Here is a 22,727-nt window from a genome sequence, read left to right as displayed (position 1 = left end):
GCGCGTGCCATTGTACCGATTATATCGGGTGAATGAGCGCGGGGCAACCGCCGAATCGCAAAGCCGGACGGAACCGCCGCATTGGAAACGGTTCCGTTTCGTCTAACCGGGGACCAAACCGTTCCACGTTCCAATAAGGAAGACCCTCTTCTGCGTTCGAACGCGCCCTACAGCTCCAGACTGCGCCTGCGGAACTCGGTCGGCGTGAGCCCCGTCGCCTGCTTGAAGCTGCGGCAAAATAATGTACGCTGCCGTACCCGACCGCCTGCGAAACCGCTTCGACCTGGAGCCCTTCCATGAGCAGCCGCTTCGCTTTGCGCAGGCGTTCCGCCACGACGAACGCTTTCGGCCCGCATCCCATGCATTCGCCGAACAAGGCGGCAAAGTAGGTCGGATGATAGCCGCACAGCTCCGCCATCCGTTCGGACGTCCAATCCTCTTCCGGGCGGCGGCGAACCGCCTCGAGCGCGGGGATGATTTTCTGATGATTGGCGGACAAATAACGCTCGTTCATCCGCTGCCGGATCAGCGCCGCCAGCAGTTGCATCAGCAGCGCCCTCAGCGTCCACGCATGGCCGGGTTCCTCGACGCGGAACTCTTTCACAATATGCAAAAACAGCGGCTCCAGCTGCGGCACATGCGACACCACCGGCATGGCCACCTCGCCGTACCCGTCCACATCGACTGCGTATACGACCGGCTCGATCCGCAGGTCGGTCGGCAGCACATTTTTCAGCCGGTCGTACGGGGGCACCGGCACCGGGCTCGGCTCGTCCCAGGCGAAGTGAAGGCTGGAAAAGGTTGGCGGCTCATGCTTGTCGGCCGCGATCCGGTGCGGGCTGTCCGCTCCGTAAAACGCACAATCGCCCGCTCGCAGCGGATATTTGAGGCCGCCCATCTCGAGGACGGCCCGCCCGGCAAACACATAAAACAGCTGGCAGTCCCCGATCGTTCGCGGTCCCCACTGCTGTCCCGGCTCGGCATCGATTTTGTTGGCAAAATTGACGGTCGGACGCAGCCCGTTCAAGCTTCCCAGACGGATTTCCCTCGACATGCGGCCATTCCCCCTCTTCGCACATGTTCGCAACAATCTGTGAAAAATGCAATCTATCTTGCCGATTCTGTAACGAAATGCGGTCCGTTCCCTGCTATGCTGAATGCAGAAACCATTCCAAAACAAAGAAAGGTGATCGAGCATGCTAACGCAAGAGCAGATTCGCGAATTTGACGAGAACGGTTTCATCAAAGGCGACATCGTGTTAAGCGACGAGGAAGTCGACAAGCTGCGCGAGGAGCTGGATCTCGTCATGAACGGCAAATCGGTCAAAAACCGGTGCTGAACCGGAACCTGCTGGACGGAAACAGCGAATACGGCATGTCGATGTCCAAGCGCGAGACGGTCGTTCAAATCGTCAACATCTGGATGGCGAGCGACGTCTTCTTCCAGCACGCGGCCAATCCGAAGCTGTGCGAGGAGGTCGCCCAGCTGTGCCGTACCGACACGCTCCGCATCTGGCACGATCAGATCCAATACAAGCCCCCGGTGACCGGAGGACCGACGGCGTGGCACCAGGACCATCCCGCATGGCCGATCATTCAGCCCGCCGATCTCGTCAGCGCCTGGGTGGCGCTCGATGACGCGACGATCGAGAACGGCTGCATGTGGATGGTGCCCGGAAGCCACAAATGGGGCAATCACCAGGCCGATCTGACGAGCGACGAGAACTTCATGCCCGTGCACAAACGTCCGGAACGTCTGCCGAGCGGCGCGGTCATCAAGGCGGTGCCGTTCGAGATCAAGAAAGGCCAGGTCGGCTATCATCATTGCATGACGTGGCACGGCAGCCCGCATAACCGTTCCGCGCGGAAGCGCCGCGCCATCGCCGTCCATTACATGCCAGGCCATACCCGCTTCGAGCCGACCGGCCGCCACCCGATGGAAGCGCATATCGAAGTGAAGCCGGGCGAGATTTTGACCGGCGCCGGATTCCCGGTCGTCTACAACCGCAATCTCGAAGTCCGTTCCTCTTAACCCGCCGTTCCAACGGATCGACGCCGGTCAGCCCGCAAGCCGACCGGCGTCGGTCCGTTTCGGCCGCAAGCCGGCCGGTGCGGCCACAGCTTGCGGCCGATCGCTCAACTCCCGTGCGCGCGGTATTTGCCCGGCGAGCAGCCGACATACCGGCGAAACAGGTGGCTGAAAAACGCCGGATCGTCGTACCCGACCTTGTGGGCCACATGAATCACCTTCTCGTCGCTCTCCTTCAACATTTGCTTGGCATGCTCGATGCGAATCTGGTGAATGCGCTCGATGACGGTGATCGCCATTTCCTGTTTGAAGATGCGGTTCAACTGCCTCGTGCTGATATTGAACAGCGTGCTCAGATGATTGATATTCAGCTTCTCGTCGTAATGCCGCTCCAGAAATCCGTTGATCCGCCGGACGAGCATATGGTGCGACGAGCGCTTCGTCGATTCCCTGCCTTCGTTCAGACTTTCCTTGTACACGCGGGACAGCAGAATAAACAGATCGACCAGCTTCAGGCGAATGACCGTCCGGTAGCCGGATTTTTCGCCTGCCACTCATCCAGCATTCCCTGCAGCAGCCGCAGCACGTCCGCCGTCTCCCGCTCGCGAAGCTGCAGCTTGTGGTAGAACCGCTCCGAGTGGCTCATAAACGGCTGCACGTAGAAATAATCCATCGAATCGTCCACGCCAAGCTCCCGAAGACAGCTGTTATGGATAAGATCGGGCTGGAACAGGCAATTGATAATTTCAATTTCCTTGCCCTTCTCGATCCGGAACGTATGCGCTTCGTTCGGATTGATAATGAACACATCGCCGGCGCACAGCGGATAGCAGTCGCCCTCGAAGCAATGCTCCGCCTCGCCTCTGACGACGTATACGAGCTCGACGAAATCGTGGCTGTGCATATTCGGCACGTTCCGGTCGTTGTGCGTGCATTGAATGATATAAAAAGGAAAACGGTACTCCCGCAAAAAATCGTTTAGCGCAAGACGTTCTTCCATCATCTTCCCTCCCTGTTTCATCCGCTGAAAGCGGTCTGATCTCATCCAAGAGGAAAACGGCTTTACATCTATGCGATTTACCGACTTTTGTCGGCCTGCAGCACCCGATCCCGAATCGCACAAAAATTATCGATGTTTACATATTCCAGTATAAACGGAACCCCTTCCGTATGGCTATGATAGAGGTCGAGAAAACGGCTCCAGTCGATGTCGCCGTCGCCTACCGCCCGGCCGTAGGCGTCGTTTACTTTGCGGTCCTTGCCGTGAAAATAGGCGATATGGGGGGCCAAATAGCGGAACATGTCGTCCTCCGAGCTGTTGGCGATCAGGTTCGCCGGATCAAGCAGCACCTTCAAGCGCCGCGAGCCGACCTGCGCGATCAAATCGGCCATCCGCTTCGCGCTCGGCACGACATCGAGCGCGCAAGGCTCCAAAGCCAAATCGACGCCGTAACCCTCGGCCAGCGCCGTCAACCGGCGGAGGCTGTCCGCAAGTCTGGCGAAGCGGCTTTCGTAGAGCTCGGCGATAATGCCCCTGCTGCCGTGAACGAAGCCGCATTCGGTCGCCACACACGGAATGCCGTTCAGCGCCGCAAGCTCCATATGCCGCTCGAAGTAGGCGATATTCCGTTCGAGCTCCACGTCGTCCGGTTCGATCAAATTCGTAAACACGCCGAGCGCCGCCACCTCGATGCCGTGACGCCGGTACGTCTCGACAATCCGGCGGCTTTCGCCGTCCGTCATCCCCGACAAATCCGAACGTCCGTTATATACCCAATATTTCGAATCGGTTTGCGAGAAACAGAGCTCCGTCCATCTGAACCCGTTCGCCGCAAGCAGACCGGCCGCTTCCTCGTTGGTCAGCTGCGGGAAACTTCTTGATACGACGCCAATATCCATTCGCTTACGCACCATCCTTTCGCTCTTCGCTTGCCGATGCCGTTCCGGCTTTGCCGGCGGCTCTGCCGCGAGCCGTCAGCAGGGCGGCGAAGATCATCGCTTCCGCCGCCATCATGAAGGCGGTCCGCACGCTCATATCCGTTCCGCCTATCGCGTACAAGAGCAGCTGCGCCGCGAGGAGCGCCGCCGTCATCGCCGCGGTCAGCCTCCGGAAGGAAGCGCCCATCCGGCCCTTCATCCCCTGCTTGTAAAGCATGTATTGGTATACGAATACAAGCGCCAGCCATACGAATCCGAAAAATACGAACGAAAACTGGTCGTATGCCTGCCAGGCCCATGCGCTTACCTCGAAGACGATCAGCGCGTGCAGCACGAGCGAGCGCAGCGTAAACCAGATAGCCAGCCCGATTCCCGCCGGCACGATGACGAGCAGCCACGACAGAATCGCCGCGCGCGCCTTGCGTCTTTCCTTCTCGATCAGCGCGTCCATGGCCCTATTCATCCTTTCCCCGCCAACTTCGCCTGCCGCAAACGCTCGATCAGCTGCCGGCGCGTCTCCTCGCCGTCAACCAGCCTCGTCCTGCGGACATAAGCCGCCAGACGGTCAAGCTCGCGCTCGATTCGGCCCGCCGGCATCGTATCCAGCCAATCCGCAGGCGGCGCTCCGGTTCGCATAATCGTATCGAGCGCTTCGTGCCGTTTGCCGATCGTCCGCTTCATGACCGTCTGCGCGAGCCAGACGCCGCCCAGCATGATCAGAACGATCGATACGGCAAAGACGAGCATGGCGGCCAAGATCAGGCTCATATCGCCGCCCCCTGCAATTCGAGCTCGTCGGTGCGGTGGCAGGCGACATAATGGTCATCTCCGACCGCCCGCCAGGGCGGCTTTTCCATCCGGCATATATCCGTCGCATACGGGCAGCGCGGATGAAAGTAGCAGCCGGAAGGCGGATTCGCCGGGTTGGCCACCTCGCCGCTCAGAATGATGCGCTCCGCCTTGCGCCGCGGATCGGGCAACGGCTTGGCCGAGAGCAGCGCTTCGGTGTACGGATGACGGGGTCTGGCGAACAGTTGTCCGGTTCGCGCAGTTTCCACCATCCGTCCGACATACATGACGCCGACACGGTCGGAAATATGCTGAATGACCCCGAGATCATGGGAGATGAACAGGTAGCTGAGACCGAGCTTTCGCTGCAAATCCTGCAGCAAATTCAAAATTTGCGCCTGCACGCTGACATCGAGCGCGCTCACCGCCTCGTCGCAGACGATAAAGCGCGGGTTCGTCGCGAGCGCCCGGGCGATGCCGATGCGCTGCCGCTGGCCGCCGCTGAAGGCGTGCGGATAGCGCTCGAGATGCCGGCTGTCGAGTCCGACCATCTCCATCAGCTCCCGCACCCGCTCCTTCAGCTTCTCGCCGCCGGCCAGCTTGTTGCATACAAGCGGTTCGCCGACGATGCCCAGCACCGTCATCCGCGGGTTAAGCGACGAATACGGGTCCTGGAAAATAAGCTGAATATCCCGCCGGAACGCCCGCAGCCGGCGGCTGTCGAGCGTATTCAGATCGACCATGTTGCCTGTCCGGTCCCGGAAGTGCGTCTTTCCGTCCGACGGCTCGATCGCGCGCAGAATGCAGCGGCCGAGCGTCGTCTTGCCGCAGCCGGACTCGCCGACCAGCCCGAACGTCTCGCCCTCCCGAATATAGAAGTGCACATCGTCCACCGCTTTGACCGATCCGGCCGTCCGCTTGAAAAACCTTTTTGATCGGGAAATATTTTTCATGCCGGTAACTTCGAGAATGATCTGCTTCGCTTCGCTCATGCCAGCGCCTCCTTCAAACTTGTTCGGCCTTTACGCAGCGGACGCGATGCCCGCGGGCGATCTCCCGCAGCGGGATGTCGCCGGCGTTGCACACGCCGTCCTCGGCAAGCGGACAACGGGAATAAAAGCCGCAGCCCGGCGGCAAATTCATCGGAAACGGCACCGTCCCTTCGATCGATTCCAGTCTGTCCCGCCTTGCCACCGAAGGGATCGAGTTGAGCAGTGCCTTCGTATACGGATGCTTCGGCCCGTAAAACAGCGTGTCGACGTCCGTATACTCGACGACTTTGCCGAGATACATGACGGCCACCTCATCCGACATTTCCGCAATCACGCCCAGATCGTGCGTGATAAAAATGACCGAGGTGCCGGTATGGTCCCGCAGCTCGTTGATCAGCTGCAGCACCTGCGCCTGCACCGTAACATCGAGCGCGGTCGTCGGCTCGTCGGCGATCAGAATGGAAGGCTCGCAGGAGAGCGCCATTGCGATCATCGCGCGCTGGCGCATGCCGCCGGAGAGCTGGTGCGGGTATTCGTCCATCCGCTGTTCCGGGTTGGACATGCCGACCTTGCGCAGCGTCTCCAGCGCGATGTCGTACGCTTCCTTCCTGTTCGCGGTTTTGTGCAGCAGAATCGCTTCCATAATCTGATCGCCGATCGTATGAATCGGCGAGAACGCCTTCATCGGCTCCTGGAATATCATCGCGATTTCGCCGCCGCGAATGCTCCGGATCGTCCGGCCTTTGCCGTCCAGTCCGACAAGATCGACCGGATCGCCGTCCGGAATGTCGATCCCGTCGATTTTGCTCCGGTCGCTCGGATAGAGCAGAATTTCCCCTTCCACCTTGCCGGAAGCCGGCACGATGCGCAGCAGTGCCTGCGATGTGACGCTTTTGCCGCACCCGCTCTCGCCGACGATACCGAGCGTCCGGCCGCGGCGAATGGTCAGATCGACCCCGTCAACCGCTTTCAGCAAGCCTTCGTCCAGTTGAAAATGCACCTTCAAGTTTTTCACTTCCATGACGGCATCTTCCCGGCCGGACGCCGGCTTCACAAATTCCTCTCTCGCCCGAACAGTCACGCCGCTCCCCTCCTATTTGTAAGGATCGGCCGCGTCGCGCAGGCCGTCGCCGAGAAAATTGAACATGAGTACCGTCAGCACGATGAAAAACGCCGGCCAGAGCAGCCACGGATGATGGGCAAGCGTCTCCAGATTTTGCGCATCCTTCAGCAGCACGCCCCAGCTGACGACGGGCGCCTGCAAGCCGAGGCCGAGAAAGCTGAGCGACGTTTCGCCGAGAATGGTGCCCGGAATCGCCAACGTCGTATTGACGATGATGTAGCTGGCGAACGAGGGGAGCAGATGTTTGCGGATGATGCGTATATCGCTCGCTCCCGCAAGACGCGCCGCCATCGTGAAGTCCTCTTCGCGCAGCGACAATATTTTGCCGCGGACGACGCGCGCCAGCCCGGTCCAGCCGATAATGGAGAAGATGACGATCATCCCCATGTAGATGTCGAGCGCGGACCAGCTTCGCGGCAGTGCTGCCGCAAGCGCCATCCAGAGCGGGATCGTCGGCAGGCAGATCAGGAGGTCGATCGCGCGCTGGATGACCGTATCCGTCACGCCGCCGAGATAGCCCGATATGCCGCCGAGCAGCAGGCCGAGCACCAGCGTCAGAATAATGCCGAGTATGCCGAACGACAGCGATACTCTGGCGCCGTACAAAATACGGGTGAACAGGTCCCGCCCCAGATCGTCGGTGCCCATCAGAAAGAGCGGAGCGCCCGCTTCCTTCGTCCCGAACAGGTGAATGTCCGTCTTGAATATCCCCCACAGCTTGTAAGGCTCGCCTCTGACGAAGAAGTGGATCGGATATTTCTTCGACGTGTCGGCCTGGAACGTGCGGCGGAACGTCTTCGTATCCACCTCCATTTTCATGTCGTATACGAACGGCCTGAAGGAGAAGCCGCTCTCCTTGTCGTAAAACCGGACCGTTTGCGGAGGCGCGTTTTTGTACTCGGTAAACCGCTGCGCCGGCAGCGTCGGCGCCAAAAATTCGCAGAACGCGGCCGTCAGATACATCAGCAGCAAAATGACGGCGGAAGCCATCGCCAGCTTGTGCTTGCGGAATTTCCACCACATCAGCTGCCATTGGGACGCCACTTCGTACGCCCCTTGCTCGTCCCTGCGCCTGCGGCTGCGCCGGCTTATCCCGATGCCGCGCTTGTCCGTCTTTTCCAGCACCGTGCTCATTCCGCCACCCCCCGAACCGGATGCGCGGATCGAGCCATGCCAGCAATATATCGGATAACAGCGTCCCGATGACGGTCAATACGCTCAGGATGAGCAGGAAGCTTCCGGCCAGATACATATCCTGGAACATGAGCGCCTTCAAGAGCATCGGGCCCGTCGTCGGCGTATTCAGAACGATCGAGACGATCGCTTCCCCGGAAATCAGCGCCGGCAGCGTCCACCCGATCGTGCTGATAAGCGGATTGATCGCCATGCGGACCGGATATTTGAACAGAAGCTTGCGTTCCTCCACCCCTTTGGCGCGCGCCGTAATGACGTACTGCTTGGAGAGCTCGTCGAGCAGCATGCCGCGCATGACGCGGATCAGGCTGGCCGTCCCCGACAAGCCGATAATGACGACCGGCAGCACAAGGCGGGGCAGCATATTGAGCACCTTGTCGATGCTCCACGGCGCATCCTGGAATTCGGGCGAGAACAGACCGGTCATCGACACCCCGGTATTGACGAAGACGATGTAGACGAGCACGAGAGCGATCAGAAATCCCGGCACCGCAAGGCCGATAAAGCCGATAAACGTAAACACGTAGTCTAGAATCGAATACTGGTGCGTTGCGGAATAGATGCCGATCGGAATGGCGACCGCCCAGACGAAAATAAGGGAGATGACCGAAATGATGATCGTCAGCAGCAGCCTATCGCCGATTACTTCGGAAACCGGCTGATTCCATTGGAACGATCGACCGAGGTCACCGTGCAGCACAATGTTTTTGATCCAGAGAAGATATTGCATATACATCGGCTGGTCCAGGCCGTATTGGGCTTTCAGGCTAAGAATGGCGCTTTCGCTCACATCGTTGCCGGACAATTCCAGCTGCTGGATGTAGGTGCTGAGAAAGTCGCCGGGCGGAAGCTGGATGATGACGAAAACGATCACGCTGATGGCAAGCAGCAGCGGTATAAGCTGCAGCACACGGTATGCGATATAGTTAAGCATCCGAACCCTCCTTCGTCATTCTGCGCACGGACGGCGGTTTCGCCGATCTGTCAGACGCCGGTCCGCCGAATCGGCGCTATTGCGGCGAATGCCCGCCGCGATGTGCGGCGGCTGCCGGCGCACAGGTTTCAACCGGCTCCGCCTAAGCGGCCGCCATCGGGGCGCAGGCGAGGGCCGGATCGCGCGGCGATCCCGGCCCCTGTCCGAATGATCTGCGTCAATCCGCGAAGAAAAACTGCTCGCCGCTGAAGTTCGTCGCAATGGCGAACCCTTCCTCGCCCGGGATGTTGCGAAGTTTCTCGTTCACGATCAGCGGCTGCTTCACGTCTCCGATATGGACGAAATAGAACAGCTCTTCGCCCATCTTCTGCTTTACCTGCTCGATGATCGCCTGGGCGTCGGTCGGATTGGCGATCGCTGCCTGATCGATCAGATCGTACAGCTCCTGCACGTTCGCCGGCGGCTTCTCGCCCTTCTTGCCGCCCGAGCTGTGATACATTTCCCAGAGCGTGCCCCAGTAGCCTTGCCCCCAATCGCTCATATACCAGAGCGGCGTATGCGTCCAGATCATCGTCGCCTTCAATTCGTTCGCTTCGCGGCGCTTGCCCCACAGCGTAGAGTCGATCACCTTCATCGTGACATCCAGTCCGAGCTGCTTCCACATCTCCGATACCAGTTCGGTAAGTGGGACAATGTCCGGCGCCTGCGCGCCGACTTCGAACGGGATCGTAAACTTCTTGCCGTCGGGACCGACGCGGAAGCCGTCGCTTCCTTTTGTCATACCCATGTCGTCGAGCAGCTTGTTCGCAGCTTCGAGATCGAAGGCGGAATCCTGGAATTTCGACGGGACGGCGAAGCCGTAATAGATCGCATCGATGATTTCGTCGCGGTTGAGCGCCATATTGAGCGCCTGGCGGAATCGGACGTCCTGCGTCACTTTCCGCCACGTCTCATCTTTGTGGGTCAGATTGAGGAAAATATCCGTCGGCGTGACGTGCATGTTGGCAAGCAGCGCCTTGTAGCCGTTTTTCTCGTTTTCCCTGTACAGCGGCATTTTGACGAGCGCCGCCGATTCGCGGGAAAAGTCTACTTCGCCGGAGATCGTTTTGAGCGTCACCATTTCGATGTCCTGCACGAGCGTGCTTTGAATGCTGTCGATATACGGCAGCTGGTTGCCGGCCGAATCGATTTTGAAATAGTACGGGTTTCGTTCGAAGGTCGCGGTCGTCTGGGTCGATTTCACAATCATCCACGGGGTCAGCACCGGGAAACCGATCGCTTTCTTGTTGGTCAGCTCGGTGTTGATGATATCTTTGTCGTTAAAGAGGTTGACCCACTCGCCCTTTTTGAAGCCGGCTTTCCGGATTTCGGGCTCCAGTTGTTCAAGCGGCGTATATTTGACGTGGAACTTCTTGAGGTAGTGGGCCGGGCGGATAAATTGCTGGTATCCTCTCCAGCCTTGAATAGCGAGTCCGATAAGCAGCCCTCCGTACGGCTCGCCAAACGATATTTTGAACGTATATTCGTCGACCAGTTCGAACTTCATCGGCGTTCCGGTCGCCTTGCCTCCGGAGTGGAGATAGGCCGGGAAGATCGGCGTCAACTCCTTGTTGAACAGAATGTCCTCGATGGTGAAACGGACATCCTCCGTCGTGACCGGCTCGCCGTCGGACCATTTGAGCCCTTTACGCATTTTGAACGTGAATACCTTCTCATCTTCGCTCATTTCGTAGCCTTCCAGCACATTGCCGGTAATTTCTTCGCCCAGAATGCCGGGCGTGTTGAGCAGCGGCTCGTTGTTCATGACGAAGACGTCGGCGTCCCAGTCGATGACCGAGGTGACAGTGCGCAGCGTGCCGCCGTATCGGCCAATCTCGTAGTTCAGCATCGATGCCGGCATTTCATTCGTCAGCTTCGGCACTTCCGGCAGACGGTCCTTGACCGGCGGCAAATCTTTGCCTTCGAGCGATGGCGACTGCTGAAATTCCGTAATCGTCGACACGTCGACGACGGGCGCAGGTTCGCCCTTGTCGCCGCCATCCTCCCCTTTGCTGCCTTCCGTCTCTCCGGCAGCGCCGTTGTCGGCCGATCGTTCCGCGTCCTGCGGCGCAGGCGAACCGCTGCAACCGGCCAATGCGGTAGTCACGGCGAGTGCGAGGACCAGCACCCACGCAATGGTTATCGTGCTCCTTTTTTCACATGCATCCCCCTTCATTAAAATGTTTGTTCCCGGGAAACACCATTTCACATCTGCTAGCTGCGATCACGATGCCCGTGCTTGGTTCGGTCACGATGTCCGTGTTTGTTTCGGCCACTATGACGGTGCTTGCTGCGATCACTTTGTCCGTGCTTGCTTCGGTAACTATGCCGCTTCGCATCCCGGCCCATCCCGCGGATGAATACGGCGGTACGTCCCGGTACAGCATGTTGTGCGCATGCCAACACTCCTTTCCCGGCAAAATGGATGACGCGAATGAACGCTCTGCTTCTCAAATCGGAACCGGTGTGCTGCCACTGAACCGGAACAGGTCAGGTTATCAGATGACAGGATCGGACAAAATTCGGGAAAACGCTTGCAACAGCGGATGCCGGCTTACAGCTTCTCCCCGCGAAGCAGCTGGCCTTCCAGCCAATGTCCGGCAACGAGACCGTCGCCGGTGCGCCTGAGCTCGCCAAGCAGCTCCCGCCTCAGCGCGCTGAGGATCTTCCCGCAACCGGGACCGGCGATCCGGTTTTCCCTCTCGTGAGGGTCATTTTGCAGATCGTACAGCTCGTCGGTATCGGTCGGGTTCCAGATATATTTCCAATCCGCCGTACGGATCATCCGCTGTGCGAACAGGCCGAACTGCTGCCCGTTGGATGTCGATACGGCGAATGACCGCCAATCGTCCGGCACCTCGCCTTCGAGCAGCGGCCGCATGGAGCGTCCGTGCAAATGGGGCGGCAGCGGCAAGCCCAGCAGATCGAGCAGCGTCGGCGGCAGATCGAGATGGTTGTAGACGAAGGCGCCGCATACCGTTCCGTGCTTCGCGACGCCCGGCCAGCGGATGGCAAGCGGTACGCGGACGACATCGTCGTAGAGCACGTAATGCTTATCCATCATGCCGTGGCCGCCGCACATATCCCCGTGATCGGACGTGTACACGACGACGGTATTGTCTTCTTCGCCCGCGTCCAGCAGCAGACCGACAGCGTCGTCCATCTGGCTGACGATGCCGTAATACCGCGCGACGACGGCGCCCATTCGTCCCAGCCGGCGTGCTGCACTCCCCAATTGACAAGCTGCTGCCGCTGAATATACGGCTTGCCCGACAGCGTGTCGCCGAAGCTCCCCCATGGCGGGACATCGGCCGGATTGTACTGGCTGGCGAACGGCTCGGACGGGCGGCACGGCAGATGGGGCTCCGCGAAATTGACCCTCAGATGCCAGGGACCGTCCGCCCCCGACAGCTCGCGCAGCATCCGGCGCGCCCGGTCCGCCAGCCAATGGGTGCGGGAATCGGCAAGCGGTACCGGGTCCGTCTCGCCGCGCCAGCCGCCTTCGAGCCGGATATCCGGGTGCCTCAGCCGCCGGTATGCCGCATATTCCCGCTCGGCATCGACATAGCGGCCGTAGCCGAACGCGGTCGGATCGGCGTCCGGATGGACGTCCCATTTGCCGATATAAGCGGTGGCGTATCCGGCTTGCTGCAGGTCCCGCGCCCACGAATACGCATCCGGGGCCAGACTTCCGACCGGCAGCCCAAGACCGGCATTCCAGAGGGCGCCGAAGCTTTCCGGACGGCGTCCGCAGACGAAAGATTGTCTGGCCGGACCGCATACCGGAATCGGCGTATAGGCGTTGGCGAACCAGACGCCTTCTTCCGCCAGTCGGTCGATGTTCGGCGTTCGCACCGGATACCGGCCGCTTGCGCCCGTGCAATCGTAACGATGCTGATCGCTCATGATGACCAGCACATTCGGCCGCCGCGTCATGCGCCTTTACCCCCTTTCATCCGCGACCGCTCCATCGCCTCGTCAAACCGCTCCCGCGCCGGATTGTTCCACCAATCCTCCCACGTGAAGCCGAACTGCCCCAGAATCGTCTGAAGGCGCTTGCGAAACGGCAGACCGGCTTCCAGTTGCGCAAGCATCGGATCGCGTCGGCCCGCCAGCTTGCCGGCCACCCAGTCGTTCAGCTGCCGTTCCAACCGGTCGGCAAGGGCCGGCATCGTTTCAGCCAGATTGACCGTCTCGTCCGGATCGGCTTCGAGATGATACAGCTCCCGGGGCGGACGCTTGAACGGGCCGGGATCGTACGTCACGATCAGCTTATAGGAGCCGTCGGTTATGCCGCGGGCCGCCTGCCAGGCGCACTCGCTCAAATAAATCGTATCGTGCGCGCCGGAAGCTTCGCCCCGGATAGCCGGCCACAGGCTGCGGCCGTCCAGCCCGTCCGGAACCGGCAGCCCCGCTGCCTCCAGCAGCGTCGGCATCATATCGACCTGCTGCACGAGTCCGCTCACGCTTCTGCCGGCCGGTATCCGTCCCGGCCAACGCATAATGAGCGGGACGCGGACCGTATGCTCGTAGAGACCGCAATGATCCCAAAAAATGTCGTGCTCGGTCAGGCTTTCGCCGTGGTCGCCGAACAGCACAAGCAGCGTATCATCCCGGATGCCGAGCCGCTCCAGCGTCTCGTCCAGCTCCTGCAGCAAATCGTCGAGATAGCGGATTTCCGCGTCGTACAGCGCGTTGATATATTCGGCGTCGGTGACGGGACCCAGTAGGTCGTAATGATGGTATTTGAAAAACGGATAGGCGCCGTTGTTGTACGCCCGCTCCATACTCCGGTTGGCCGGATCGCGCGGTCGCGACCCGCGTCGTAGAAACGGGACACATACTTCTCCGGAGGCAGGTAAGGCGTATGCGGATCCCAATAATGCAGGAAGAGAAAAAATCTTCGTCGGCGTGCTCGTTCAGCCACGCCTTCGCCAGGTCGTTGACCGTACGACCGTCGATCCAGCGCTGGCGGCCGGACGAATTGATATAGTAGCGATAGCCGCGGGCGAACCATTCCTTCAACTGGTACAGGTTGTCGATCGCCGCCGTCGTCAAGCCTGCGCCGAACAGCATGGCGGGCAGCCAACCGACCGAGCGGGGCAGGCTCGTCAGCTCGGAGCCGTGTGCGACGACGCCGGTCGTCAAGCCGGCCTTTCCGGTAAAAATGCCGGTATGCGCCACCTCCGTCGGAATGTCGGCGGCGTATGCCCGCTCGAACAGCACCCCTTGCGAGGCGATCCGGTCCAGATAGGGGCTGGTCGGCTTGCCGTACCCGTAAGCGCCGAGCCGGCTGGCGCGCAAGGTGTCCAGCGAGACGAAGACGATTTTCACACGCATCCCTCCACATGGGCCGGCAACCATCCATGGACTCTCAGAAAGTCGAGGACGGTCCGGGCGTTGTCTGCGACCGAAAAATCCTGCGTACGAATGACGACGTCCGGCGATTCCGGGACGTCATACGGATCGGAAATTCCGGTGAAGCGCTCGATCTCGTTTTTCTCGCCTTGGCGTACAGCCCTTTCGCGTCGCGCCGTTCGCATTCCTCCAGAGGGCATTCGACATACACTTCGATATAACGGCGGCCGATGGCCGACCTTGCATGCTCCCGCATTTCGCGATACGGAGTAATGGCCGAGACGAGCGCGACGACGCCGTTGCGGGCGAGCAGTTCGGCGACGAATGCCACTCTTCTGATATTCTCCAGACGGCCTTCGCGGCTGAAGCCGAGATCTTTGCAAATCGTCTTGCGCAGCTCGTCGCCGTCGAGCAGCTCCGCGCGGACGCCGGCGCCGCGCAGCAAGCCGAGCAATTCGCTCGCCGTCGTCGTTTGCCGGAGCCCGACAGGCCCGTAAACCATACGACACATCCATCCATTCTTCCTATTCCTCTCCCTCCGGCGTGTCGTCGCCGACTTCGTCCACGCGCACCGGCGAGCCGTTCTCCCGGTGGGACAGAATCGCCGCTTCAATGATGCGCTGCACCGCCAGCGCGTCCGCTCCCGAGCCGGCGATCCGATCAGGGGGAACGTCATCCTTGATCTCCTGCACGAAAGCGTTAAGCCGGTAGCGGAACGTGTCATGGAACCCGCGGCGCCCGACATGATGGAGTTGCGGAAAACCCGCAGCTCCTCGCGATCCTTCGGATAAAAAGTCAGCCGCTCGTACACGTTGTCGAGCACGAATCGCCCGCCCGTTCCGGCCGCTTCGCAATGCTCGATCGGATGCCCGCCGAACATGTCGTAGCTTCCGGTCAGATGGCCGACGGCGCCCGACGCAAATTCGAGATTGATCGAGGCCGTCGACCAGACGCTGCGCCCCGGCGCCCGCGTCAAAAACGACTGCACCCGCGATACATCTCCGCCGAAATAACGGAGCACATCGAACGAGTGCGGATGCAGCGCGCGCAAATGGATCCAGGGCGTCGACTCGTTCGGATTGCCGATCGTAAGCCTCATATTCAGGAACAGCAGGGTGCCCAGATCTCCCTTGTCGATCCACGACTTCGCCTTGAGCGCGGCCGGCACGAAGCGATGGTTCAAATTGCAGGCAAGCCGTACCCCTTTGCGCCCGGCCGCTTCCACCATTTCCTTCGCCTCGCGCAGCCGGTTGGAAATCGGCTTCTCGATCAGGACGTCCTTGCCGGCCTCGATCGCCTGCAGCGCCGGCTCCCGATGATGGGAGCCGTTCTCCAGCCCGCCGGTCGCCACGCTGACGAGATCGATTTCTTCGGCGGCCAGCATTTCCGGCACGCTCGTATACGCTTTCGCGTGAAACCGCTCCGCCGCCCGCTCGGCCAAATCACCGCGCAAATCGCATACCGCGACGAGACGGACGTCCGGGTTGTCGGAATAGACTCCGCAATGAATCAGGCCGATATGATTCAGTCCGATAACCGCCGCTTTGATCATGATGTGACCTTACGCCCTTTCTTTTTGTCTTTCTCCTGCAGCTGTCTGGCGTTGCTCACCGAACCGATGCGCAGCGACGCATAAGCCTGCTCCGACGACTCGAACGGTCCGGTGCCGAGACCGTGCCAGTTCAAATTCGTATACATCGGATTCGTTCGTCCCGTCTCGCTTTCCCGTTTGCGGATATGGGCTTCCATCCGGCTTCTCAGCATGGCGACGACTTCCGGCTCTTCCTCTGCCACGTTGCGAAGCTCCTGCGGATCCCGAATCAGATTGTACAGCTCGACAGCCGGTTTGAAATGAAAATCCGGCTCCAGCGCCACGATCAGCTTCCACTCCGGCGTTCTCCAGCCGTGCTTGCGCATCCAGGTGCATTCGGTTATGTAAAATTCGGGCTCGACCGTGCCGCGCTGCCCGAACATGCGCGGCACGAGACTGGAGCCGTCGAAGCCGATGCCGGACTCGATGCCGAGCAGCTCCAGAACGGTTGGCATAATGTCCTTGATTTGCGTGTAGTCGGCGCAGCGCACGCCGGCCGGCACTTTGCCCGGAAATCTCAGGATCAGCGGCACGACCAGATTCGTTTCATACAGGCCGTGATGATCGTAGTAGCAATCATGCTCGTTCAACGTTTCCCCGTGATCGGACGTGATGACGACAAGCGTCTCTTCCTCCAGGCCGAGCTCCTCCAGAACCGTGAACAGCCGGCCGATGCAGGCGTCCATATACGCAAGCGCGCCGTCGTACTGGGCGTCGATATAACGCGCGTCGGTGCAGCCCTCCGGAAACCAGGACCGGAAATAGTTGGCGAAAGGCTCGAAGCGGTACAGCGCGTCCAGCGAATCGTTCTCCGCACTGAACTCGTCGCCGTCGTAGAACAGCCGGTCGAACGGCTGCGGAGGCAAATACGGCGAATGCGGGTCCATATGCCGGAGAAACAGAAAGAACGGCTTGTCGGCGGCGGCGAGCCGCTTCAGCTCCGGAATCGCCACGCGGTTCATATTTTCCGCCTTCGGGCTCCTCCCTCCCGGATCGGCCGCCCAGCCTTCGTAATCGAGATAGGTCTGGAAGCCGCGCGACGACGGATTGCCGGTAAATCCGATGCATGTCGTATTGTAGCCGTTATCGTTCAGCACTTCCGCCAACGTTTTCACATGCCCGCCCAATCCGCCGTTATGGCGAAGCGCCACGACATCGGTGCCGAAGCAATCCATGCCGGTCAGCATCGAAGCATAGCCGGGCGTTGTCGGCACACTGGGACTGAAATGGTTTTCGAAGAGAACGCCGCCCTGCGCGTAACGGTCGATATGCGGCGTCGTAAGTTTGGCATAGCCGTAACCGCTCATATGATCGCGGCGCAGGCTATCGATGCCGAGAAACAGCAGGTTCGGTTTTCGGCGTCCGGACAGCTCGGATTTTCCCATATTCGGACCCAACTCCTTTTTGCGAAATCGCTTCTCGTTTCAGATGACATAAGTCGAAACGTCGGACGGTCTGGCGCCGAGACGCTTCAGACAGGCGTTCAGGTAGCCGTAGCTTTCGGCCGCCACAATCGACACCTCGGCCAGCGAATGCCCCCTCGCGCCGATCACCTCCAGACAGACCGGTCCGTCGTAGCCGCCGTCGACCATCGCTTTGCAGTAAGCGGCCAGATCGATGTCCCCGCGTCCGCATGCCTGGTTGAAGATGTCGCCGGGCCCGGCCGTGCGCCCTTTGCAATCGCGAATGTGGATATGCTTCACGCGCGAGAGCACTTGCGGCAGCGCTTCCTCCGGATTTTCGCCGGCGCGGTACACATGGCTCGGGTCCATATCGATGCCGAAACCGGGATTTTGGATCGCCGCCATCGCCCGCAGCGTCGTCGGCGTATTGTAGATCGCGTTCCCGACATGCGCCTTGACGCACAGCGTGACGCCATAGGAATGGGCAAGCGCGGAAAGGCGCGCAAGCGTGGCGATCGACTGCGCCAAGTCTTCCTCTACATTGCTCTTTCCGCCGGGCCCGACGTTGACGATCGGGATGCCGAGAGCGGCCGCCGCCTCGAACGCTTTGGTCAGCCGCGTTTCGTCGAGCGACGCGACCTCCATGGACAGCAATCCGATGCCGCATTCGTCCGCGATCGCCTTGACCGTTTCCGCCTGCTCCTGCCAGCGGTCGAGCTCGAGATGCTCGCACATCCCTTTGATGGCGGACAGCTCCGCCCCGTCGTAACCGCATCGCGCAATATGGCGAAGGGCCGTTTCGACATCGAAATCTTTGAACAGGACCGTGTTGACGCCCAGCTTGATCATGTTCGCACCTCCCGAATTAAAAATCCAATTCGACGATCGTACCCGTTTCCCAGGAACGAATTGCCGCCTCGATAATGTACTGCGCCTTCAGCGCGTCTTCGCCGGACCCGTCGATCCGGTCGTACGGCTCGCCCGCCGCGATCTGCTCGATCCATGAGCCGATCCGGCTCTTGAACGTTTCCGAGAACGAACGCATCCCGCCGAGATAGCTGTACGTTTCCGTTTCGATGCTGCGGCGCGGATAAAACGTAAGGTGTTCGCAAGCATCGGTCAGCACGAAGCGCCCTTTGGAGCCGACAACGTCGCACTGCTCGAGCCCGTAGCTGCCGCCGGCGTCGTAGCTGCCGACCAGGTTGCCGATCGCCCCGTTCCGAAATTCGAGCAGCACTTGCGCGTTGGACCAGATGGAGCGGCCCTCGCCCTTCATCATGAACGCCGCGACCCGCTTCACGTCGCCGCAGAAATAGCGAATGACATCAAACGAATGCGGATGCAGCGCCCGCAGATGAAACCATGGCGACGTCTCCACCGGGTTGTTGATCCACATGCGCATATTGATCATGTGAAGCTTGCCGAGCCTGCCTTCCTCCACCCAGCCTTTCGCTTTCAGCGCGGCAGGCGTGAAGCGGTGGTTCAGGTTGACCCCGTACGGAATTTTTGGATCGGGCCAGTTCCACCATTCGTTCGCCTTCGTCGATCCGGTTGGATATCGGCTTCTCCCCGAGCACCGGTATGCCCGCTTCGAGCAGCCGCATCGTCGGCTCGTAATGCTCGCCGCCGTTTTCTTCCCCTTTGGTCGCGACGCTGCAGGCATCGATTTCGATGCCGCTTCCGATCATTTCCTCCACGCTGTAAAAAGCGCGGCATCCGAATTTCCGCGCGGCGGCATCCGCTTTCTCCTTCACGATGTCACAAACCGCCACCAATTCCGCCTGCGGATGCCCATTGTAAACGTCCGCATGGATCGAGCCTATATTGCCGACGCCGACCACTGCCGCTTTTACCGTCATCCCTATTCCTCCCACGATTGGTCTGCTTCCGGTCTTCCTATGAATCGCGCTTGCTAGTGTTCATTCTAGTGGAAAACGGTACGGGGGCTCATTGCGGTTTCCGCCAAAAACATGTCGGATCGCGCCATAAATATGAAATCGCTTACATTCATAGCGTTGCCCATGCTGCGGCGGTTTGGCGCCGACAGACACGCCAAAAAGCCCCCAAACCACTTGTAAGTGGCGGGGGCTTCATGGCCGGATTCGCCATTCCATTCGGGGCGAAGCCGTTCGTCCGGTTTCGTTTCCGCTCGATCTTATTTGTGCCGAACGCGCGTCAGCTTCGTCACCCGTCCGTTCACCGTCCATTCTGCCACGTATACGTCCCCTTTCGAGTCGACGCATACCCCGTGCGGAGAACTGAACCGGTTCGGGCGGAAGTACGATTCCGGCAAGTTCGGCCAGCCTTCCTGCTTGTAAGCCTGCTGATCCTCGCCCAGATGGGTAATCAGCTTGTCGTTGCGGTCGAAAATCGTAACGCGGCTGTGCAGGTCCGGAAAGTAAAGCTCATCGCCGAAAATAAAAAAGCTGCAAGGCATATCCATATTTTCGTCGATAAACCGTTTGTGCGCGCCGTCCAGCGTCAAAACCTGAATCCGGTGATTGCTCCGGTCGGCGACATACAGCTCCGGTTCCCCGTTTCTCGTGTCGATGCTGATGCCGTGCGGACAGGACAGCTTGCCCGGCTCGCTGCCGGTGCCGCCGAAAGAGGAAATATAAGTGCCGTCCGACGAATAGCGGTGAATCCAGTTCTGGCCGTAGCCGTCGGTGACGTAAATGTCTCCGTTCGGCGCGACGGCGGCGTCGGTCGGCACATAGCGGTGATCGTCATCGTATATGCCCGGCAGGTCCGGCGTTCCGAGCTCCAGCACCTTCTCCCCGTCAAGCGTCGTCTTGACGAGCAGCCCTCTGCTCGTATCGGTCAAATACAAAAATTCGCCGCCGCTTTCCCGGTGAAGGTAAAAGCCGTGCGCCCCCCCGGCATACTCGTCGCCCCATGAAGAAATGTAGTTCCCTTCCGGGTCGAATTTGACGACGCTCGGACGGTTGGTATGAAACAGATAGACGTTATCCTGCGCATCGGTGACGATGCCGTGCGTATAGCCAAGCCGAATCGAATCCGGAAGCTTCGCCCAGTTCGAATTCGCCTCGTAAACATGCGAACCGCTTCCGACCAGGTTGGAAACGCTGTCAACCGTATTCATCCATTTCTCCTCCTTATCGATGAACGCTGCGATAATCAATTCTCCAAACAATTCTCCCGAAAAGTCCCGATTCCTTCCGCAGCTTGCAAAAATGCGTCCAACAGACTAGCGAAACAGCTCCATGCCGCTGTATTGCGCCACCAGCTCGAGCAGATCCCGGTGGATCGGCAGCACGAACTCCATCGGTCCGATATCGAACCGGCCGCTCCGGTTATGAACGGTCGCGCCGCGCACGAAAATCCGGTACGTGTCGCGGCTCGGATTCGCCGTCGCAAGCTCGGCTCCTCCGCGCCGTTTATGCCGGACGGCCATGCGGCCGCCGCCCGGCGCTTCGTACGGCACGATGCTCACCATATCGGCAAACCGGATGAAGTAGTTGACATGCGGCTTGTGAATGACAAATTCCGCCGTCGATACGGTAATTCCATAGTCCTTGTTTTTGTGCGACAGCTTCAATTCGCCTTCCAGCGATTTCAACCGGATGAAATCGGGGTTCATGGCGTGTCGCCTCCTTTCGGCAGCTGTAACGCGTGCAGGGCCGCGCTGCATTTTATTTGAAGAAGCGGTTGACGACAAAGCCGATCAGCGACAGCACGACGCTGACAATGATGCACGTCACGATCGGAAAATAGAAGCGCATATTTTCTTTTTCCACGACAATATCGCCGGGCAGACGGCCGAACGGCAGCCACCGTCCGCCGATCATCCATATGACGCCGACAACGATCAAAATAACGCCTAGCGCGATCAGCAGCTTCGGCATATCGCTCATGTTAGTCACTCCTTTGCCGGAACGCGTTGCAAACGTTGGTTTTATTATAAAATGCCAGGGACGGTGCGGCAAGAAAAGCAAAGCCCCGGCTTACGAATAAGCCTGGGGCGTTTCGCTGTATTGGCCCGGAGCCTGCTTCGGCCGCGGCGTCTTCTGCTTCGCAACCGATCCGAACAGGAGCCACGACCATTTGAAATATTTCGTTACAAGCCCGACGACCAGCCACGATACGAGAACCGCGAGCACAAATCCGCCTGCGTACCACAGATGGAACGGGATGCCTTGCCAATCGGGCTTCGTCATCCGGTAATAATGCAGGACGAGCGGATGGAACAAATAGACGCCGAACGAGATCGAGCCGAAGCCGGCCATCATGCGGACCGACCACTTCGGAGCGTTATGGTGCAAGCAGAAAGCCGCCTGCAGCATGACGATTGCCGAAAAATAAGTGTGGATATTCCATACCGCGTCGTACATTTCGCTGCTCCACTTGTGCAGCCCGGTGCGGCCCGAATACATGACCCAAATATGCGCGGCAGCCGATGCCGCCCACAACGCCCAGACCGTCAGCCAGACGGGCAGCTTCGAGCCGCCGTTCTTCAGCTTGCCCGGCTTGAACCACTGTTGAAATTTATCGAAATAGATGCCGAGAAAAGCGCCCAAAAAGAAATAGCTCATATATGAGAAAGAAACGCTGCCTTTATATTGAAGGTGGAAATATTCGGCGTTCAGCAGCACGAAAGCCCACTGAATGGCAAAACCGAGCGGAAGTGCCAGCACCCGCAACCATTTGCTTTTCTTGAACAGCATAAGAAATATCGGAAACATCAAATAAAATTGGATATTGATAATGACAAAATACAGATGGGCATTCGCTTTTCCGGTCAGCAGCCGGATGCCGAAATGCTCAAGCGTGTACATCAACGACCAGCCGTCAAAATATTGATAGTTGCGCACAAGATAAAACACGATCGAGAAGATAACGTACGGAATGAGAATAAACATGAAGCGTCTGCTGAAAAAGCGGGCCAGCTTTTCTTTCGTAAACGGCTGATGATAGTAATTGTAAAACAGGACGAAGCTGCTCAAAAAAATAAAAATGGGCGTCCCGATCCGAAAAAAGATGTTAAAAAATTGTAGACGACGAACGAGCGCATCCCCGTCGTCTCGGCGATCGCCGACGACGTGGCGTGAACCATGATGACGCATACGATCGCCATGGCGCGCACGAGGTCCAGCTCGTTCAATCGTTCCCTTTTCAGCATTTCGCCTCTCCTCCGATGTTTCCCCAAATCAAAGCCAAGTATGCCGCAGTCTGGTCACGGCATATGTCCCATTATGCAATAACAAGCGAGCTTTGCCAATAATTTTTGTCAAATAATGGTTATGCAAATGATGATACGTTTGTCCAGCTTGCGCCAGCCTTAACGATTAGACGAACGAGAACCATTATTTGTTTCAT

At 59.2% G+C, this 22,727-nt stretch carries 25 protein-coding genes and 2 pseudogenes; 2 read left to right on the top strand and 25 right to left on the bottom strand.

What is annotated here, in order from left to right; translation table 11 throughout:
• Window positions 1–19 precede the first annotated feature (19 nt).
• Window positions 20–1,054, bottom strand: coding sequence for an AraC family transcriptional regulator (locus PACILC2_RS21475; protein WP_213530746.1), 1,035 nt, complete (start codon window positions 1,052–1,054; stop codon window positions 20–22).
• A 142-nt stretch (window positions 1,055–1,196) separates the two neighbouring features.
• Between PACILC2_RS21475 and PACILC2_RS27415 the strand changes: the two genes are divergently transcribed.
• Both PACILC2_RS27415 and PACILC2_RS21470 read left to right on the top strand, forming a co-directional pair.
• Complete coding sequence (locus PACILC2_RS27415) at window positions 1,197–1,340, top strand: hypothetical protein (RefSeq protein ID WP_244863711.1); 144 nt, start codon at window positions 1,197–1,199, stop codon at window positions 1,338–1,340.
• On the top strand, window positions 1,334–2,032 hold the full coding sequence (locus tag PACILC2_RS21470; RefSeq protein WP_244863710.1) for a phytanoyl-CoA dioxygenase family protein: 699 nt from the start codon (window positions 1,334–1,336) through the stop codon (window positions 2,030–2,032). The genes PACILC2_RS27415 and PACILC2_RS21470 overlap by 7 nt, the downstream gene beginning before the upstream one ends.
• 104 nt (window positions 2,033–2,136) lie before the next feature.
• Here the strand turns inward: PACILC2_RS21470 and PACILC2_RS21465 are convergent, their stop codons facing one another.
• The 24 genes and pseudogenes from PACILC2_RS21465 to PACILC2_RS27390 form a co-directional block, all read right to left on the bottom strand.
• Window positions 2,137–2,583, bottom strand: a complete 447-nt coding sequence (locus tag PACILC2_RS21465; RefSeq protein ID WP_213530744.1) for a helix-turn-helix domain-containing protein — start codon at window positions 2,581–2,583, stop codon at window positions 2,137–2,139.
• Window positions 2,541–3,032, bottom strand: coding sequence for an AraC family ligand binding domain-containing protein (locus PACILC2_RS21460; RefSeq protein WP_213530742.1), 492 nt, complete (start codon window positions 3,030–3,032; stop codon window positions 2,541–2,543). Before PACILC2_RS21460 ends, PACILC2_RS21465 begins: the two co-directional genes overlap by 43 nt.
• A 74-nt stretch (window positions 3,033–3,106) precedes the next feature.
• Window positions 3,107–3,928, bottom strand: a complete 822-nt coding sequence (locus PACILC2_RS21455; protein WP_213530740.1) for a sugar phosphate isomerase/epimerase family protein — start codon at window positions 3,926–3,928, stop codon at window positions 3,107–3,109.
• Window positions 3,929–3,932: 4 nt separating this feature from the next.
• Window positions 3,933–4,430: a hypothetical protein gene (locus tag PACILC2_RS21450; RefSeq protein WP_213530738.1), complete on the bottom strand. Its 498-nt coding sequence runs from the start codon at window positions 4,428–4,430 to the stop codon at window positions 3,933–3,935.
• Window positions 4,427–4,735, bottom strand: coding sequence for a hypothetical protein (locus tag PACILC2_RS21445; protein ID WP_062493245.1), 309 nt, complete (start codon window positions 4,733–4,735; stop codon window positions 4,427–4,429). Before PACILC2_RS21445 ends, PACILC2_RS21450 begins: the two co-directional genes overlap by 4 nt.
• Window positions 4,732–5,748 carry an ABC transporter ATP-binding protein gene (locus tag PACILC2_RS21440; protein ID WP_213530736.1) on the bottom strand — a complete coding sequence of 339 codons (1,017 nt, stop codon included), beginning with the start codon at window positions 5,746–5,748 and terminating at the stop codon, window positions 4,732–4,734. Before PACILC2_RS21440 ends, PACILC2_RS21445 begins: the two co-directional genes overlap by 4 nt.
• A gap of 13 nt (window positions 5,749–5,761) precedes the next feature.
• On the bottom strand, window positions 5,762–6,829 hold the full coding sequence (locus tag PACILC2_RS21435) for an ABC transporter ATP-binding protein (RefSeq protein WP_244863709.1): 1,068 nt from the start codon (window positions 6,827–6,829) through the stop codon (window positions 5,762–5,764).
• Between the two features lie 12 nt (window positions 6,830–6,841).
• A complete protein-coding gene (locus tag PACILC2_RS21430; protein WP_213530734.1) occupies window positions 6,842–8,005 on the bottom strand; it encodes an ABC transporter permease in 1,164 nt (387 codons plus the stop codon).
• Window positions 8,006–8,081: 76 nt separating this feature from the next.
• Window positions 8,082–8,999 (bottom strand): annotated as a pseudogene (locus PACILC2_RS21425) (ABC transporter permease); the annotation flags it as partial.
• A 217-nt stretch (window positions 9,000–9,216) separates the two neighbouring features.
• Window positions 9,217–11,145 carry an ABC transporter substrate-binding protein gene (locus tag PACILC2_RS21420; RefSeq protein ID WP_213530732.1) on the bottom strand — a complete coding sequence of 643 codons (1,929 nt, stop codon included), beginning with the start codon at window positions 11,143–11,145 and terminating at the stop codon, window positions 9,217–9,219.
• A 447-nt stretch (window positions 11,146–11,592) separates the two neighbouring features.
• Window positions 11,593–12,201, bottom strand: coding sequence for a sulfatase/phosphatase domain-containing protein (locus PACILC2_RS28110; RefSeq protein ID WP_280515361.1), 609 nt, complete (start codon window positions 12,199–12,201; stop codon window positions 11,593–11,595).
• Window positions 12,099–12,974 (bottom strand): sulfatase-like hydrolase/transferase, encoded by an 876-nt coding sequence (locus PACILC2_RS27405; RefSeq protein WP_280515360.1) that lies wholly within the window; start codon window positions 12,972–12,974, stop codon window positions 12,099–12,101. Before PACILC2_RS27405 ends, PACILC2_RS28110 begins: the two co-directional genes overlap by 103 nt.
• Window positions 12,971–13,696, bottom strand: a complete 726-nt coding sequence (locus tag PACILC2_RS21410; RefSeq protein WP_244863712.1) for a sulfatase family protein — start codon at window positions 13,694–13,696, stop codon at window positions 12,971–12,973. The genes PACILC2_RS27405 and PACILC2_RS21410 overlap by 4 nt, the downstream gene beginning before the upstream one ends.
• The gene (locus PACILC2_RS27400; RefSeq protein WP_244863708.1) at window positions 13,647–14,372 is read right to left on the bottom strand and encodes a sulfatase-like hydrolase/transferase; all 726 of its coding nucleotides are present in this window, start codon (window positions 14,370–14,372) and stop codon (window positions 13,647–13,649) included. The genes PACILC2_RS21410 and PACILC2_RS27400 overlap by 50 nt, the downstream gene beginning before the upstream one ends.
• Window positions 14,369–15,948, bottom strand: a pseudogene (gene cysC, locus PACILC2_RS27395) (adenylyl-sulfate kinase). Before cysC ends, PACILC2_RS27400 begins: the two are co-directional and overlap by 4 nt.
• Window positions 15,945–17,372, bottom strand: a complete 1,428-nt coding sequence (locus PACILC2_RS21390) for a sulfatase family protein (protein ID WP_213530724.1) — start codon at window positions 17,370–17,372, stop codon at window positions 15,945–15,947. Before PACILC2_RS21390 ends, cysC begins: the two are co-directional and overlap by 4 nt.
• Window positions 17,373–17,411: 39 nt before the next feature.
• The gene (locus tag PACILC2_RS21385; RefSeq protein WP_213530722.1) at window positions 17,412–18,239 is read right to left on the bottom strand and encodes a sugar phosphate isomerase/epimerase family protein; all 828 of its coding nucleotides are present in this window, start codon (window positions 18,237–18,239) and stop codon (window positions 17,412–17,414) included.
• A 16-nt stretch (window positions 18,240–18,255) separates the two neighbouring features.
• Entirely contained in the window at window positions 18,256–18,831 is a 576-nt protein-coding gene (locus tag PACILC2_RS21380; RefSeq protein WP_213530720.1) for a Gfo/Idh/MocA family protein, read from the bottom strand.
• Entirely contained in the window at window positions 18,716–19,249 is a 534-nt protein-coding gene (locus PACILC2_RS21375; RefSeq protein ID WP_213530718.1) for a Gfo/Idh/MocA family protein, read from the bottom strand. The genes PACILC2_RS21380 and PACILC2_RS21375 overlap by 116 nt, the downstream gene beginning before the upstream one ends.
• Window positions 19,250–19,545: 296 nt before the next feature.
• Window positions 19,546–20,493 carry an NHL repeat-containing protein gene (locus PACILC2_RS21370; RefSeq protein WP_213530764.1) on the bottom strand — a complete coding sequence of 316 codons (948 nt, stop codon included), beginning with the start codon at window positions 20,491–20,493 and terminating at the stop codon, window positions 19,546–19,548.
• 105 nt (window positions 20,494–20,598) lie between these two features.
• Window positions 20,599–20,991: a hypothetical protein gene (locus PACILC2_RS21365; protein ID WP_213530716.1), complete on the bottom strand. Its 393-nt coding sequence runs from the start codon at window positions 20,989–20,991 to the stop codon at window positions 20,599–20,601.
• A 52-nt stretch (window positions 20,992–21,043) separates the two neighbouring features.
• Window positions 21,044–21,265 (bottom strand): DUF2905 domain-containing protein, encoded by a 222-nt coding sequence (locus PACILC2_RS21360; RefSeq protein ID WP_062493258.1) that lies wholly within the window; start codon window positions 21,263–21,265, stop codon window positions 21,044–21,046.
• A 90-nt stretch (window positions 21,266–21,355) separates the two neighbouring features.
• Window positions 21,356–22,354: an acyltransferase gene (locus PACILC2_RS21355; RefSeq protein ID WP_244863707.1), complete on the bottom strand. Its 999-nt coding sequence runs from the start codon at window positions 22,352–22,354 to the stop codon at window positions 21,356–21,358.
• On the bottom strand, window positions 22,351–22,530 hold the full coding sequence (locus PACILC2_RS27390; protein WP_244863706.1) for a hypothetical protein: 180 nt from the start codon (window positions 22,528–22,530) through the stop codon (window positions 22,351–22,353). Before PACILC2_RS27390 ends, PACILC2_RS21355 begins: the two co-directional genes overlap by 4 nt.
• Between the last annotated feature and the right edge of the window lie 197 nt (window positions 22,531–22,727).

It is taken from the genome of Paenibacillus cisolokensis, assembly GCF_018403665.1.
Lineage (GTDB): Bacteria > Bacillota > Bacilli > Paenibacillales > Paenibacillaceae > Paenibacillus_AH > Paenibacillus_AH cisolokensis.
This window is presented reverse-complemented; position numbering and strand designations above follow the sequence as displayed.

Excerpts from the sequence above, each read along its gene's own strand:
- PACILC2_RS21475 (WP_213530746.1), bottom strand. The coding sequence starts at position 1,054 with ATGTCGAGGGAAATCCGTCTGGGAAGCTTGAACGGGCTGCGTCCGACC.
- PACILC2_RS27415 (WP_244863711.1), top strand. The coding sequence starts at position 1,197 with ATGCTAACGCAAGAGCAGATTCGCGAATTTGACGAGAACGGTTTCATC.
- PACILC2_RS21460 (WP_213530742.1), bottom strand. The coding sequence starts at position 3,032 with ATGATGGAAGAACGTCTTGCGCTAAACGATTTTTTGCGGGAGTACCGT.
- PACILC2_RS21455 (WP_213530740.1), bottom strand. The coding sequence starts at position 3,928 with ATGGATATTGGCGTCGTATCAAGAAGTTTCCCGCAGCTGACCAACGAG.
- PACILC2_RS21450 (WP_213530738.1), bottom strand. The coding sequence starts at position 4,430 with ATGAATAGGGCCATGGACGCGCTGATCGAGAAGGAAAGACGCAAGGCG.
- PACILC2_RS21445 (WP_062493245.1), bottom strand. The coding sequence starts at position 4,735 with ATGAGCCTGATCTTGGCCGCCATGCTCGTCTTTGCCGTATCGATCGTT.
- PACILC2_RS21440 (WP_213530736.1), bottom strand. The coding sequence starts at position 5,748 with ATGAGCGAAGCGAAGCAGATCATTCTCGAAGTTACCGGCATGAAAAAT.
- PACILC2_RS21430 (WP_213530734.1), bottom strand. The coding sequence starts at position 8,005 with ATGAGCACGGTGCTGGAAAAGACGGACAAGCGCGGCATCGGGATAAGC.
- PACILC2_RS28110 (WP_280515361.1), bottom strand. The coding sequence starts at position 12,201 with ATGGACGACGCTGTCGGTCTGCTGCTGGACGCGGGCGAAGAAGACAAT.
- PACILC2_RS27405 (WP_280515360.1), bottom strand. The coding sequence starts at position 12,974 with ATGACGCGGCGGCCGAATGTGCTGGTCATCATGAGCGATCAGCATCGT.
- PACILC2_RS21390 (WP_213530724.1), bottom strand. The coding sequence starts at position 17,372 with ATGGGAAAATCCGAGCTGTCCGGACGCCGAAAACCGAACCTGCTGTTT.
- PACILC2_RS21385 (WP_213530722.1), bottom strand. The coding sequence starts at position 18,239 with ATGATCAAGCTGGGCGTCAACACGGTCCTGTTCAAAGATTTCGATGTC.
- PACILC2_RS21375 (WP_213530718.1), bottom strand. The coding sequence starts at position 19,249 with ATGACGGTAAAAGCGGCAGTGGTCGGCGTCGGCAATATAGGCTCGATC.
- PACILC2_RS21370 (WP_213530764.1), bottom strand. The coding sequence starts at position 20,493 with ATGAATACGGTTGACAGCGTTTCCAACCTGGTCGGAAGCGGTTCGCAT.
- PACILC2_RS21365 (WP_213530716.1), bottom strand. The coding sequence starts at position 20,991 with ATGAACCCCGATTTCATCCGGTTGAAATCGCTGGAAGGCGAATTGAAG.
- PACILC2_RS21360 (WP_062493258.1), bottom strand. The coding sequence starts at position 21,265 with ATGAGCGATATGCCGAAGCTGCTGATCGCGCTAGGCGTTATTTTGATC.
- PACILC2_RS27390 (WP_244863706.1), bottom strand. The coding sequence starts at position 22,530 with ATGCTGAAAAGGGAACGATTGAACGAGCTGGACCTCGTGCGCGCCATG.